Source organism: Streptomyces sp. PL-25, assembly GCF_058344915.1.
Map to the genome: position 1 here is coordinate 5,273,084 of NZ_CP136997.1, position 13,715 is coordinate 5,286,798.

The window sequence follows — 13,715 nt, forward strand, 5'->3', positions numbered from 1 at the left end:
CGTGACCACCACGACCGACCTGGTGTCGTACGAGGACGCGCTGGCGTCGTACGACCCCGTCATGGGCCTTGAGGTCCATGTCGAACTCGGCACCAAGACGAAGATGTTCTGCGGCTGTTCGACGGCGCTCGGCGCCGAGCCGAACTCCCAGACCTGCCCGGTCTGCCTCGGCATGCCCGGCGCGCTCCCGGTCGTCAACGCGACCGGCGTCGAGTCCGCGATCAAGATCGGCCTCGCGCTGAACTGCTCGATCGCCGAATGGTGCCGCTTCGCCCGGAAGAACTACTTCTATCCGGACATGCCGAAGAACTTCCAGACCTCCCAGTACGACGAGCCGATCGCCTTCGACGGCTACCTCGACGTGCAGCTGGAGGACGGCGAGACCTTCCGCGTGGAGATCGAGCGCGCCCACATGGAGGAGGACACCGGCAAGTCGACGCACGTCGGCGGTGCCACCGGCCGCATCCACGGCGCGTCCCACTCCCTGCTCGACTACAACCGCGCCGGCATCCCGCTCATCGAGATCGTCACCAAGCCGATCGTCGGGGCCGGCGAGCGCGCCCCGGAGGTCGCCAAGGCCTACGTGCGCGAGCTGCGCGAGGTCATCCGTGCCCTGGGTGTCTCCGAGGCCCGCATGGAGATGGGCCAGATGCGCTGCGACGTGAACCTGTCGCTGATGCCCAAGGACGCCGACAAGTTCGGCACCCGCAGCGAGACCAAGAACGTGAACTCGCTGCGCTCCGTCGAGCGCGCCGCCCGGTTCGAGATCCAGCGGCACGCCGCGGTGCTCTCCTCCGGCGGCACCATCGTCCAGGAGACCCGCCACTTCCACGAGGACACCGGTTCCACCACCTCGGGCCGCATCAAGGAGGAGGCCGAGGACTACCGGTACTTCCCGGAGCCCGACCTGGTCCCGGTGGCCCCCGCCCGTGAGTGGGTGGAGCAGATCCGGGCCGCCCTGCCCGAGCCGCCGCTGGCCCGCCGCACCCGCCTTCTGGCGGAGTGGGGCATCACGGCCACCGACATGCAGGCCATCCTCAACGCCGGTGCGCTGGACCTGATCGTCGCCACCATCGACGCCGGGTCCGACGCCACCTCCGCCCGCAAGTGGTGGATGGGCGAGCTGGCGCGCAGCGCCAACGAGTCCGGCAGCTCCCTGGACGAGCTGGCGATCACGCCGCAGCAGGTCGCCCGGGTCACCGAGCTGGTGACCTCCGGCGATCTGAACGACAAGCTCGCCCGCCAGGTCATCGAGGGCGTCCTCGCGGGCGAGGGCACCCCGGACGAGGTCGTCGACAAGCGCGGCCTCAAGGTCGTCTCCGACGAGGGCGCGCTGACCGCCGCCGTCGACGAGGCCATCGCCGGCAACCCGGGCGTCGCGGACAAGATCCGCGGCGGCAAGGTGGCGGCGGCCGGTGCGCTGGTCGGCGCGGTCATGAAGGCCACGCGCGGCCAGGCGGACGCGGCCCGCGTCAAGGAACTGATCCTGGAGAAGCTCGGCGTCAGCGAGGGCTGAGCCGCCCGAGGTCGCCCGAGTCGCCACCAAGGGGGGATGCATCGCACCCGATGCATCCCCCCTTGGTGTGTGTCGCCGTCCGTCCCCGCGGTGCCTGTGCCTCCGCTTTCCGTCCGCACCACCCCCCTGTCCGGGCCGCCGCACCGGGCCGCTACGCTCGCCCGCCATGAGTGGACGCGCCGCCTCCGAGACGCCCGCCGCGATATCCCCGGCACCGACCGCCCTCCTGGACGACGATCCGACCAGGGGCGTTCCGACCGGAAACGATGTGACCGGAAACGGTCTGACCGGAGACGATCCGGCCGGGGACGACCGGGACGAGGACGACGGCCACCCGGAAGGCGTCACCGTCGCCCGCCGCGCCCGCTGGACGGCGGCCGGGGCCGGTGCCCTGCTGGCGCTCGCCGGTTGCGCCGCCGCCCTGCTGCGGCTCGCCGACGCGTCCACCGCCCGCGTACCGGCCGCCTACGCCGCCGGGGCCGCCGTCTGCGCCTGCGCGGCCGTCCTCGGGCAGCGCGGCCGCACCCGGCGGGCCCTGTGGCTCCTGGTCGCCGGGGTCATGATGATGGCCCTCGGCGACCAGCCCGGCTGACCGCCCCGCGAGCCCCGCGAGCCCTACGAGACCTACGAGCCCCGCGACCACGCTTCCGTGACGGTCCCTCCCGCTGTGTGAGCGGACCGGCAGCCGGTTCACCCGATCGCGGGTGAACAGGGCCGCATTCCTGTGAGTAACGCCACGAATGCGCTAAACGATCACATTCGCCTGCAAGAGTGTTTTCACCTTGCTCATGCGTTCTTTGCGGGCCGTTCCGTTCATGGACGACTGTTCCCGGTCAAAGATCCCCATACAGTCCTCTGGGAGCACGTTTCGTGGCAGCCCTCGCGCGCTGGTGTGTCCGGTACCGCCTCGTCACCGTCCTGCTCTGGCTGCTGGCCCTCGGCGGGGTCTCGGTCGCCGCCGCCGTCGCCGGCCCGGCGTACTCCAACGACTACGAGGTCCCCGGCACCGACTCGGGCCGCGCCACCCAGCTGCTGCGCCAGGGCTTCCCCGGCCTCGGCGGGGACAGCGACACCGTCGTCTGGCACACCGAGGACGGCACCGTGCGCGCCGCCGACGTCGAGCAGACGATGACCCGGGCCCTGGACCGCATCGAGGCGCTGCCCGAGGTGGTCTCCGTGACCAGCCCGTACAAGGGCCAGAACGCCCAGGGCGGCCAGGGCGGCCAGGGCGGCCAGGGCGGCCAGAGCACGGACCGGATCAGCCGGGACGGCCGCACCGCGTACGCGACGGTGACCTTCACCCGCCCGGCCCAGGACATCACCGAGGCCCAGGCGAAGGCCGTCGTGCACACCGCCAAGGAGGCACAGGGCGACGGACTCCAGGTGGAGCTGGGCGGCAGTGCCGTCGGCGCCACCCAGTCCTCCGGCGGGCACCTGGCGGAGATCCTGGGCGTCGCCGTGGCCGGTGTGGTGCTGCTGCTCGCCTTCGGCTCGCCCGCCGCCTCCCTGCTGCCCATCGCCACCGCGCTGGTCAGCGTCGGCACCGCCCACGCTGCCATCGGGCTGCTCGGCCACGCCATGACGGTGGCCGACTTCGCGCCCATGCTCGGCATGCTCATCGGCCTCGGCGTCGGCATCGACTACGCGCTGTTCATCGTCACCCGCCACCGGCGCGGCCTCAAACGCGGACTCGGCGTCACCGAGGCCGCCACGAACGCCGTCGCCACCACCGGCCGGGCCGTTGTCTTCGCCGGCGCCACCGTCTGCATCGCGCTGCTGGGCATGCTGATCCTGCGGCTCGGCTTCCTCAACGGCGTCGCCCTCGCCGCCGCCTCCACCGTCGTCCTCACCGTCGCGGCCTCGGTGACCCTGCTGCCCGCCCTGCTGTCCTTCATCGGACCGCGCGCCCTCAGCCGCCGCGAGCGCCGCCGGCTCGCCGAGCACGGACCGCAGCCCGAACTGCCCACCGGGTTCGCCGCCCGCTGGTCGGCCTTCGTGGAGCGCCGGCCCAAGCTGCTGGGCGCCCTCGCCCTCGCCGTGGTCACCGTGCTCGCCCTGCCCACGCTCTTCCTGCACCTGGGCACCTCCGACCAGGGCAACGACCCGGCCTCCTCGACCACCCGGCGGGCCTACGACCTGATCGCCGACGGCTTCGGGCCCGGCGTCAACGGCCCGCTCACCCTGGTCACCCGCGTCGACGGCGCCGCCGACCGGCTCGCCCTGGACAACCTGGGCACCACCCTGCGCGCCACCGACGGCGTCGCCGCCGTCACCCCGGTGACCTACAACACCGGCGGCACCACCGCCACCCTGAGCGTCGTCCCCGACTCGGCGCCCCAGTCGCAGCGCACCAGCGACCTCGTCGACCGGCTGCGCGAACGGGTGCTGCCGCGCGCCGAGACCGGCACCTCGCTCGATGTGCACGTCGGCGGGGTGACCGCCGGGTACGACGACTTCGCCGGGGTGATCGTCGGCCGGCTGCCGCTGTTCGTCGGCGTGGTCGTCGGCCTCGGCTGCGTCCTGCTGCTGCTCGCCTTCCGGTCGGTGGGCATCCCGCTCAAGGCCGCCGCCATGAACGTCGCCGCCGTCGCCGCCTCCTTCGGCGTCGTCGTCACGATCTTCCAGTGGGGCTGGGGCAGCGAGTTCCTCGGCCTCGGCCGGGCCGGGCCCATCGAGCCGTTCCTGCCCGTGATCATGGTCTCGGTGCTCTTCGGGCTCTCCATGGACTACCAGGTCTTCCTGGTCAGCCGGATGTACGAGGAGTGGCTGGAGACCGGTGACAACCGGCGCGCGGTCCGGGTCGGGCTGGCCGAGACCAGCCGGGTGATCAACTCCGCCGCGGTCATCATGATCTCCGTCTTCCTCGCCTTCGTGCTCGGCGGCGACCGGGTGATCGCCATGTTCGGCATCGCGCTCGCCGCCGCCGTGGCGCTGGACGCGTTCGTCCTGCGCACCCTGCTCGTGCCCGCGCTGATGCACCTCCTCGGGCGCGCCAACTGGTGGCTGCCGCGCCGCCTGGACCGTGTCCTGCCCCGCATCAGCATCGAGCCGCCGGAGTGCCGGGCCGCCCATGAGAGGCTCGGCGACGTCACGCCGGACATGGCGGGCCTGGCGAACATGGCGGAACTCGTGAAGGAGCAGCAACCGGATGTACGCGATATCCCTGGGTGACGGCGCGGAACTGCGGCCCCTGGAGCCCTGGCACGCCGAGGAGTTCCTCGCGCACCTCGACCGCGGGCGGGAGTTCATCACCCGGCACATCCCGTTCGGCGCGCACGCCACCGATGTGGACGCCGCCCGCGCCGTCCTGCGGTCGTACGCGGACAAGCGCGCCGCCGACACCGGCTTCCTGCACGGGCTGTGGCTGGCGGACCGGCTGGTGGGCGGGCTGCTGTTCCGGGTCTTCGACGCGGAGACCGGCGTCTGCGAGATCGGCTGCTGGCTGGAGCCCGCCGGGACCGGCAAGGGCCTGGTCACCCGGGGCGCCCGCATTCTCATCGACTGGGCGTTTGACGAGCGGGACATGCACCGCGTGGAGTGGCACGTGTCCTCGGCCAACGAGCCCAGCGTCAACGTCGCCCGGCGCCTCGGCCTGACCCGCGAGGGCGTGCTGCGCGAGCACTACCCCTACCGGGGCGTACGCCAGGACACCGAGATCTGGGCGGTGCTCGCCCCCGAGTGGCGCGCGGCACGCGCGCGCGTGGACAGCGGCGGCGACCGTTAAGGGACCTCTCAGACTGCGTCCGTACGGTGCCCGCATGGGAACCAGGACCGCAGACGAGACCAGCACCACCACCGGCGCCGACACGAAGGACGGGGCGGCCGCCGACGACTCGGCGGCGGCCACCGCCGGGGCACCGGCGACGGAGGACACGCCGGCCACCGCCGCCGGGACCGCCTCCGACGCGGAGACCGCCGAGACCGGGGCCGCCACCGCCGCCGAGACCGCCGATGCCGAGGCGGAGGCCGAGGCGGACACGGAGGCCGCCGGACCGGCCGCGCCCCGCCCGGCCGGAGTGGGGCAGGGCGCGGCCGCCGTCGTGGCCGCGGCGCTCGGTCTGGTGTCGCTCAGCGGCAGCTGGCTCGGCACTGTCGCCGGTGCGCGCGAGCAGCTGACCGGCCAGCTGCGGACCTCCACCACCGCCAGCGTCGCGACGCAGATCAAGGAGGTCTACGGCGACGCCTGGCACACCACCGCGCTGTGGGGCGGGCTGTTCGCGCTGCTCGCCCTGGTCGTCGGCGTCGTGGTGCTCGCCCGGCCCGCGTTCGGGGCGCCGGGCGAGCCGCAGGCGCCCTGGATCAAGTCGGTCGCCTGGGCGGGAGCCGCGCTCGGCGTCCTCGGGCTGCTACTGGCCGTCCTGAAGTACACCGACGTCCTGCTCGGGCTGCCCTCGGCCTGACCCGTCCGACCCGTCCGACCCGTCTGACCCGTCCTCAGAACCGCCTCGGGTACCTTAGGGCGGCTCTGAGGCCCCCCGGGTGCCTCTAAGGCCCCGGGCGCCGCCGAAGATGCGGAACTCGCCCGATGCGGGCCGGTCCCCTGGACGGCGAAAGTGGTCTCCGGCACCGCGAGAAGAGGTGCCGGACACCACTTCACCAGGGGAGAGACCATGTTCGCCTACGAACTCCACGAGCTGCGCTCCGCCGAACTGCGCCGCCTGGCCGAGCAGGAGCGGCTGGCCGCCGAGGCGCTGCGCGGGCGCCGCGCCGCCCGCCGTACAGCCTCCCGCGAGGCACCGGAGGCCGAGTCGCATAGCGGCGGCCCCGGGCGGCACCGGTTCACCCGCGCCGCATGACCGTCCCGGCGCGGCGGGCGCCCGGCCGGCCGGTCCCGGGGCGGCCGGAACCGGGCCGGCGCCCGCCGCCGGGCGGCACCCCGGGATCCGCTCCCGCGCCGAAATCCGCTCCCGCGCTGTCACACCCCCGTGCGATGCTCGGACCCGTGGAGACCAGGTCTGTCAGTCCGGTGTTCGTGGGCCGCGAGCACGAATCGGACACACTGCACGAGGCGCTCGCCAGGGCCGGGGCGGGGGAGCCGCAGGCCCTGTTGATCGGCGGCGAGGCCGGCGTCGGCAAGACCCGGCTCGTCGAGGAGTTCGCGGCGGCCGCCGCCCGCGGGGGCGCGGTCGTCGCGCTCGGCGGCTGTGTGGAGATGGGCGCCGACGGGCTGCCCTTCGCCGCCTTCTCCACCGCGCTGCGCGCCCTGCGCCGCGAACTGCCCGACGCGCTCGCCGCCGCGAGCGCGGGCCAGGAGGAGGACCTGGCCCGGCTCCTGCCCGAACTGGCCGAGCAGCCCGCCGCGCGCGGCACCGGCCGGCCCGACGAGGAGGGCACGGCCCGCCTCTTCGAGCTCACCGCCCGTCTGCTGGAGCAGATCGGCGCCGGCCACACCGTCCTCCTCGTCCTGGAGGACCTGCACTGGGCCGACGCCTCCACCCGGCACCTGCTCAGCTATCTCTTCCGCACCCTGCGCACCGGCCGGCTGGTCGTCCTGGCCACCTATCGCTCCGACGACATCCACCGCCGCCACCCGCTGCGCCCCCTGCTCGCCGAGCTCGACCGGCTGCGCACGGTCCGCCGCATCGAACTGGAGCGCTTCACCCGGCAGGAGGTCGGCCGCCAGATCGCCGGCATCCTCGCCACCGAACCCGACCCCGCGCAGATCGACCGCATCTTCGAACGCTCCGACGGCAACGCCTTCTTCGTCGAGGAACTGGCCGTCTGCGCCAGCGAGCGCTGCGCCGACCTCAGCGACTCCCTGCGCGATCTGCTCCTCGTCCGCGTCGAGGCCCTGCCCGAGGACGCCCAGCGGGTCGTCCGGATCGCCGCCGAGGGCGGCTCCACCGTCGAGTACCGGCTGCTCGCCGCCGTGGCCCGGCTCGCCGAGGACGACCTCATCGAGGCGCTGCGCGCCGCGGTGAACGCCCACATCCTCACCGCCGCCCCCACCGGCGACGCCTACCGCTTCCGGCACGCCCTGGTCCGCGAGGCCGTCGGCGACGACCTGCTGCCCGGCGAGCGCTCCCGCCTCAACCGCCGCTACGCCGAAGCCCTGGAGGCCGACGCCTCCCTCGTCCCCGCCGACCAGCGCGTCCTGCGGCTGGCCAGCTACTGGTACCACGCCCACGACCCGGCCAAGGCGCTGCCCGCCGTCCTCGACGCCTCCGTCACCGCCCGCGCCCGGCACGCCTACAGCGAGCAACTGCGCCTCCTGGAGCGGGCGATGGAGCTGTGGGACACCGCCCCCGCGGAGGTGCGCGCCCGGCTGCGCCCGGTGGACTACACCGAGGTCTACCCCCCGTGCGGCTGCGATCCGGCCACCACCCCGCTGCGCTATCTGGACCTGATGGCCGAGGCCGCCGTCGCGGGCCGCCTGTGCGGGGAGCGGGACCGCGCCATGAAGATCATCAAGCGGGCGCTGCGCCATCTGGACGACGACCACGACCCGCTGCGCGCCGCCTGGTTCTGGATCCAGCGCTCCCGCCTGGTCCAGGCGAAGGCCCAGGGCGACGGCTGGCAGGAACTGGCCCGCGCCCAGGACCTGGTGCGCGGCCTGCCGCCCTCCGAGGTGCACGCCGAGGTCCTGGCCAACGTCGCCAACTGGTCCATGATCCATGAGCCCGGCCCCGACGCCTTCTCGGCCGCCGAGCGGGCCGTGGAGTACGCGCGCATGGTCGGCGCCCAGGAGATCGAGATGACCGCCCGCCTCACCCTGGGCGGCCTGCGGGTCGAGGCGGGCGACGTGGACGCCGGACTCGCCGAGATGCGCGAGGTCAACCGGCGCACGGTGGCGGACGGCATCGCCTCCGTGGCCGGCCGCTCCTACGTCAACCTGCCCTCCGAGCTGGAGTCCGTGGGCCGCTCCCGCGAGGCCGTGCCCCTGCTGGAGCAGGGCATCGAGTACACCCAACGCTTCGGCCGGTTCGACCACGAGGCGTACGTCTGGGGCAATCTCGCCGAGTCGCTGTTCACCCTGGGCCGCTGGGAGGAGTCGGCCGAAGCGGCCTGCCGCTCGCGGCGGGTCGGGCAGAGCGCCAAACCGCGCGCCTTCCACGCCCGCATCCGCGCCGAACTCGCCCTCGCCCGCGGCGAGCTGGCCAAGGCCGCCGCCCATCTGGCGGACGGCCGGGCCTACTTCGGTACCCATGACTGCGCCCCGCAGCACACCCTGCCCCTGGTCCGCATCGCCATCGGCGTCGCGGCGGGCGAGGGCCGCCTGCTGGACGCCCGCGCCGAAGCCGGACGCGCCCTGAAGGACGGCTTCCCGCCCGGCACCCAGCGTTACGCCTGGCCGCTGCTGCTGAGCGCCGCCACCGTGGAGACCCGCACGGCCGGGCTGCCCGCCACCGAGGAGGGACGCGCCGCCGCCCTCGCCCGCATCCGCCGGGCCGCCGGGGCACTGACCGTCAACGTGCCCGTCTGGCAGGCGTACGAGCGCTGGGTGCACGCCGAGCTCGCGTACGCCGAGGGGAGCGCGGACCCCGAGGACTGGGCGCCGGTCGTCGCCGCCTTCGAGACCCTGGAGCGCCCCTACGAACTGGCCAGGGTCCGGCTGCGCCTGGCCGAGGCGCTGCTCACCGGGGGCGAGGACGGGCGCGAGCGCGCCACGGAACTGCTCCGCCTGTCCCACGCGGTCGCCGAGCATCTGCGGGCCCGGCCGCTGGCCGACTCCGCGGCCCTGCTCGCCCAGCGCGCCCGCCTCTCCCTGACCTGTGCCCCGCCGCCTGGGCCGCCCGAGGATCCCGCCGAGGCCCTGGGCCTCACCCAGCGGGAGCGCGACGTGCTGCGCCTGGTCGCCCGGGGCCGCACCAACCGCCAGATAGCCGAGGAGCTGTTCATCTCACCCAAGACGGCCAGCGTGCACGTATCGAACATCCTGGCGAAGCTCGGCGTCTCCGGCCGGGGCGAGGCGGCGGCGGTGGCGCACCGGCTGGAGCTCTTCCCCGGCGACCCGCTCACCGCCCCCACGCCCGGCTGAGACGTACGGTGGAGGCGACCGGGAGGGAGGGGCCGTGTTCAACGCCTTCGAGGAACTGTTCGCACCGGGCCGCAAGCACACCCACGACGAGCAGAAGCGGCTGGAGCTGAGCCGGGAGGACATCGGGGACAACGACACCGGGCGGGGACCGATAGACCTCGCCTCCGGGAAGGTCGTCGTCCGCCCGCCCGGACCCGCGGCCGAAGCCGAGCAGGCCGGGGAGGCCGAGGAAGCCGAGCAGGCCGGGGAAGCCGGGGAGGGCGGGGAGGCCGAGGAAGCCGGGGAGGGCGGAGAGGCCGGAGAGGGCGCCGGGTAGCGGCCGGGCGCGCGCGGCCCGTGCCCCGCCCGCCCGACCTCCTCCCTCCCCCCCCCGCGTCACGTCACCCGGATCTCCAGGATCCGGTCGTCGCCCTTCTTCGGGCTGCCGCGCCCGTCGGTGTTGCTGGTGACCAGCCACAGCCTGCCGTCGCCCGCCGGAGCGACCGTGCGCAGCCGGCCGTACTCACCGGTCAGGAAGGACTGGGGGGCCGCCGAGGCGGCCGTGCCGCGCAGCGGGATCCGCCACAGCCGCTCGCCTTTGAGCCCCGCCATCCAGATCGAGCCGCCGGCGTAGGCGATGCCGCTGGGGGACGCCTGGTCGGTGTGCCACTGGGCGACCGGGTCGCGGTACCTGCGGTCGCCGGACCTCCCCTCCGCTTTCGGCCAGCCGTAGTCGCCGCCGGGCACGATCGCGTTCAGCTCGTCCCAGGTGTCCTGGCCGAACTCGGACGCGAACAGCCGCTGCCTGCTGTCCCAGGCCAGGCCCTGCACATTGCGGTGGCCGTAGGAGTACACGGGGGAGTCCGGGAAGGGGTTGCCGGGGGCCGGTTCGCCCTCGGGGGTCAGCCGCAGGATCTTGCCGCCCAGCGACCTGGTGTCCTGGGCCAGGCCGCGTTCCCCGCTCTCGCCGGTGCCCGCGTACAGCATGCCGTCGGGGCCGAAGGCGATCCGGCCGCCGTTGTGCACGAACCCCTTGGGGATGCCCCTGAACACCGTTTCGGGCGCGCCGAGCTGCTCCTTGGGGGGCTTCTTCGGGTCGTACAGCATCCGGACGATGCGGTTGTCGGAGGCGGAGGTGAAGTACGCGTAGACCATGTGGTCGGAGGCGAAGCCGGGGGAGAGGGCGATGCCGAGGAGGCCGCCCTCGCCCTGCGGTGCCACCCCGGAGACGGTGCCCAGTTCCGTCGTACGGCCCGTCCGCTCGTCCACGCGGGTGAGGGTGGCCCGGTCGCGGGAGGAGACGAGCAGCCCGCCGTCCGGCAGCGGGGCCAGGCCCCACGGTGAGTCCAGGCCCTCGGCGACGGTGCGCAGCACGGTGACGGTGCCCTTGGCCGGCGGGGTGCTCTCCCCGGCGGTCCGGCCCGGCGAGGGGCTGGCGGCGGCCGTGCCGGGCGGTGTGCCGCGGTCCCCGGGCGGCGGCGGCGCGGACGAGCACCCGGCCGCCAGCAGCAGGGCGGCGGCCAGCGCCCCGGTCACAGCTCCAGCCCGCACGTTCATGCCTGTCCCTTCGACGCGGCGGCGGTCCCCCTCATCTCATACACCCCCGTACCCGGGCCGGGCCGCCGATCGGCCGGATCCCGCCCCGGCAGGCGTCCGCGTCCCGGGATCCCGCGTCCCGGGATCCCGCGTCCCGGGATCCCGGTTCCGTGGGCGACCGGCTCCCGCTCAGTCCCACGACCCCCGTGCCGCGGGCAGCGCGCCCAGGTCCGCGAGGTCCCGGGCGGTCAGGCGGAGGTCCGCGGCGGCGGCGTTCTCCGTGACCCAGCGCTCCCGCTTGGCGCCCGGCACGGGGATCACGTGCGGGCCCTGGGCGAGCACCCAGGCCAGGGCCACCTGGGCCGGGGTGACGCCGTCGCCGTGCCGGGCGGCCACCCGGCGCAGACCGGCGACGACCGGCTGGTTGGCGGCCATCATCTCGGCGGTGAAGCGGGGGTGGCGGGCCCGCAGGTCGTCCGGTTCGAACCCCTCGCCGGGGGTGAGCGTGCCGGTCAGGAAGCCGTTGCCGAGCGGCATCGCGGCCAGCAGGCCCACGCCCCGCGCGGTGCACCACGGCAGCAGCGACTCCAGCGCGTCGGGCGACCACACCGACAGTTCGGCCTGCACCGCGCTCACCGGGAACACCTGCTGCACCCGCTCCAGTTGCCGGATCGTTCCGTCATGCAGCCGCCCCCGGGACCGGCGCCCGCCGCGCGCCCCCACCGCGCTCAGCCCGAGCGCCCGCACCTTCCCGGCCCGCACCAGCTCCGCCATCGCCCCCCAGGTCTCCTCCACCGGCACCTCCGGATCGGCCCGGTGCAGCTGGTAGAGGTCGATCACCTCCGTCTGCAACCGCCGCAGCGACGCGTCGCAGGCCCGTCTCACGTAGCCGGGGCGGCCGTTGGCCACGATGTGCTGCTCGCCCACCAGCAGCCCGACCTTGGTCGAGACGAAGGCGTCGGAGCGCCGCTCCTTCAGCACCCGGCCCAGCAGCAGCTCATTGGTGAACGGGCCGTACATGTCGGCGGTGTCCAGCAGCGACGAGCCCAGGTCCAGCGCCCGGTGCGCGGCCCGCAGCGACTCCTCCCCCCGCTGCCGGGACGTGCTGTAGGCCCAGCTCATCGGCATGCAGCCAAGTCCTACGGCCCCCACCGCGAGTGCCGCCGCGCCGATCGTCCTGCGCTCCACCTCGCCGTAACCCTCCCTCTGCTCGGTGGACCAACCTAACCTCTGCGTGCGCGCGCCCCTGGCATAGCCTCCTGACCATGACTGCTGACATATGGCTGCCGCTTCCGCCGGAGGAGATCGAAGGGCTCCCGAAGGGGCCGAACTACCTCTTCTGGGACGGCGGCGACGACGGCGGGCAGGAGTTCCCCGGCGACCCGGCCGACTGCGTGTTCTACGTCGTGCCGTACATGCGTCCCGCCGGCACCGGCATCCGCCCGCTGGAGCGGATGCGCGCGCTGCGGGTCGTGCAGACCCTGTCCGCGGGCACCGACGCCGTCGAGCCCGGTCTGCGGCGCCTCCCGCCGGGCGTGCTGCTGTGCAACGCGCGCGGGGTGCACGAGGCGAGCACGGCGGAGCTGGCCCTGACGCTCGTCCTCGCCTCCCTGCGCGGTGTCCCCGGTTTCGTGCGGGACCAGGACCGCGGCCGGTGGGGCGGGGGCTTCCACCCGGCGCTCGCCGACCGGAGCGTCCTCGTCGTGGGCTACGGGGCCATCGGCGCCGCCATCGAGGACCGGCTGGTGCCCTTCGAGGTGGCGCGCGTGGCGCGGGTGGCGCGCTCCGCGCGCACGACGCCGCGCGGTCCGGTGCACCCGCTCACCGACCTGCCCGCCCTGCTGCCCGACGCCGACGTGGTCATCCTGTCCACGCCGCTGAACGAGACCACGCGCGGCCTGGTGGACGCGGAGTTCCTGGCGCGGATGAAGGACGGCGCGCTCCTGGTGAACGTGGCACGCGGCGGCGTGGTCGACACCGGGGCGCTCCTCGCCGAGCTGGAGCGCGGCCGGATCACCGCCGCCCTCGATGTCACCGACCCCGAGCCGCTGCCGGCCGGCCACCCCCTGTGGCAGGCTCCGGGGGTGCTCATCAGTCCTCATGTCGGCGGACCCACCTCGGCGTTCCGGCCGCGTGCCGAGCGGCTGCTGACGGGGCAATTGCACCGGTTCGTGAACCATGAGCCGCTCGCGAACGTGGTGCTGACGACGGGCGCGGCAGGCGTATAGCCCGCTCCGGGCACCGTCCGCGACCCTCCGGACGCGGGGCGTATTCGCATATGCGCTGGTCGTCACGGAGCGTAGAGGAGCTATGTCCCTGAGTGACGAGACTGGTGTATCGTCCCCGACAGGGGCTGCGCCGTGCACATTCGGCGCCGGGGATGGACATTTCGGACTGTGAGGGGGGCGACGGGCGATGCACGGCCTATGGACGAACGAGACGAACGATCCGACGCGGCGGAGCCGCCACCGGAGGCCCTGGCACACGGCCGCGTACGACAGCGGCCCGCACGGCGAAGGGCGCGGCGGCGGCCTCGGTGACGGCCGCGGCGACGGCGGCGGCAGCCGAGATGACGGCCGCGGCGGCCACCGGTACGGCGTCGGCGGCGGTGACCGGTACGGCGGGAGCCGCGGGGACGGGACCGGTGGCCGCCGAAGGCGTCCGCACCCGGCCCGTCCGCGGCCGAGGGGCGCCGGAGAAGCGGCG

The 13,715-nt window shown here is 74.4% G+C and carries 11 protein-coding genes; 9 read left to right on the top strand and 2 right to left on the bottom strand.

Features of this window, described 5'->3' with window-relative positions; translation table 11 throughout:
* The first annotated feature begins 1 nt into the window (after position 1).
* The 8 genes from gatB to R4Z62_RS23940 all read left to right on the top strand — a co-directional run bounded on the left by gatB (position 2) and on the right by R4Z62_RS23940 (position 9,810).
* Entirely contained in the window at positions 2 to 1,516 is a 1,515-nt protein-coding gene (gene gatB, locus R4Z62_RS23905; protein ID WP_491520853.1) for an Asp-tRNA(Asn)/Glu-tRNA(Gln) amidotransferase subunit GatB, read from the top strand.
* Positions 1,517 to 1,682: 166 nt separating this feature from the next.
* Positions 1,683 to 2,108 carry a hypothetical protein gene (locus R4Z62_RS23910; protein WP_491520854.1) on the top strand — a complete coding sequence of 142 codons (426 nt, stop codon included), beginning with the start codon at positions 1,683 to 1,685 and terminating at the stop codon, positions 2,106 to 2,108.
* A gap of 278 nt (positions 2,109 to 2,386) precedes the next feature.
* Positions 2,387 to 4,687 (top strand): MMPL family transporter, encoded by a 2,301-nt coding sequence (locus tag R4Z62_RS23915; protein WP_491520855.1) that lies wholly within the window; start codon positions 2,387 to 2,389, stop codon positions 4,685 to 4,687.
* The gene (locus R4Z62_RS23920) at positions 4,665 to 5,240 is read left to right on the top strand and encodes a GNAT family N-acetyltransferase (RefSeq protein ID WP_064535392.1); all 576 of its coding nucleotides are present in this window, start codon (positions 4,665 to 4,667) and stop codon (positions 5,238 to 5,240) included. The genes R4Z62_RS23915 and R4Z62_RS23920 overlap by 23 nt, the downstream gene beginning before the upstream one ends.
* Positions 5,241 to 5,274: 34 nt before the next feature.
* Positions 5,275 to 5,916, top strand: a complete 642-nt coding sequence (locus tag R4Z62_RS23925) for a hypothetical protein (protein ID WP_491520856.1) — start codon at positions 5,275 to 5,277, stop codon at positions 5,914 to 5,916.
* A gap of 210 nt (positions 5,917 to 6,126) precedes the next feature.
* The gene (locus R4Z62_RS23930) at positions 6,127 to 6,312 is read left to right on the top strand and encodes a hypothetical protein (protein WP_381741060.1); all 186 of its coding nucleotides are present in this window, start codon (positions 6,127 to 6,129) and stop codon (positions 6,310 to 6,312) included.
* Positions 6,313 to 6,446: 134 nt separating this feature from the next.
* Positions 6,447 to 9,494: a helix-turn-helix transcriptional regulator gene (locus tag R4Z62_RS23935; RefSeq protein ID WP_491520857.1), complete on the top strand. Its 3,048-nt coding sequence runs from the start codon at positions 6,447 to 6,449 to the stop codon at positions 9,492 to 9,494.
* A 34-nt stretch (positions 9,495 to 9,528) separates the two neighbouring features.
* A complete protein-coding gene (locus R4Z62_RS23940) occupies positions 9,529 to 9,810 on the top strand; it encodes a DUF6191 domain-containing protein (protein WP_491520858.1) in 282 nt (93 codons plus the stop codon).
* Between the two features lie 59 nt (positions 9,811 to 9,869).
* Here the strand turns inward: R4Z62_RS23940 and R4Z62_RS23945 are convergent, their stop codons facing one another.
* Together R4Z62_RS23945 and R4Z62_RS23950 are read right to left on the bottom strand one after the other, a co-directional pair.
* Positions 9,870 to 11,030 (bottom strand): PQQ-dependent sugar dehydrogenase, encoded by a 1,161-nt coding sequence (locus R4Z62_RS23945; RefSeq protein ID WP_491520859.1) that lies wholly within the window; start codon positions 11,028 to 11,030, stop codon positions 9,870 to 9,872.
* A 168-nt stretch (positions 11,031 to 11,198) separates the two neighbouring features.
* A complete protein-coding gene (locus R4Z62_RS23950) occupies positions 11,199 to 12,197 on the bottom strand; it encodes an aldo/keto reductase (protein WP_079159076.1) in 999 nt (332 codons plus the stop codon).
* Positions 12,198 to 12,274: 77 nt separating this feature from the next.
* Here R4Z62_RS23950 and R4Z62_RS23955 point away from each other — a divergent pair, with 77 nt between their 5' ends.
* Positions 12,275 to 13,237 carry a 2-hydroxyacid dehydrogenase gene (locus tag R4Z62_RS23955; protein ID WP_173860892.1) on the top strand — a complete coding sequence of 321 codons (963 nt, stop codon included), beginning with the start codon at positions 12,275 to 12,277 and terminating at the stop codon, positions 13,235 to 13,237.
* Positions 13,238 to 13,715 lie beyond the last annotated feature (478 nt).

What these genes read in the sequence shown, in the direction of transcription:
- R4Z62_RS23910 (WP_491520854.1), top strand. Translation starts at nt 1,683, where the DNA reads ATGAGTGGACGCGCCGCCTCCGAGACGCCCGCCGCGATATCCCCGGCA.
- R4Z62_RS23920 (WP_064535392.1), top strand. Translation starts at nt 4,665, where the DNA reads ATGTACGCGATATCCCTGGGTGACGGCGCGGAACTGCGGCCCCTGGAG.
- R4Z62_RS23925 (WP_491520856.1), top strand. Translation starts at nt 5,275, where the DNA reads ATGGGAACCAGGACCGCAGACGAGACCAGCACCACCACCGGCGCCGAC.
- R4Z62_RS23930 (WP_381741060.1), top strand. Translation starts at nt 6,127, where the DNA reads ATGTTCGCCTACGAACTCCACGAGCTGCGCTCCGCCGAACTGCGCCGC.
- R4Z62_RS23935 (WP_491520857.1), top strand. Translation starts at nt 6,447, where the DNA reads ATGCTCGGACCCGTGGAGACCAGGTCTGTCAGTCCGGTGTTCGTGGGC.
- R4Z62_RS23945 (WP_491520859.1), bottom strand. Translation starts at nt 11,030, where the DNA reads ATGAACGTGCGGGCTGGAGCTGTGACCGGGGCGCTGGCCGCCGCCCTG.
- R4Z62_RS23955 (WP_173860892.1), top strand. Translation starts at nt 12,275, where the DNA reads ATGACTGCTGACATATGGCTGCCGCTTCCGCCGGAGGAGATCGAAGGG.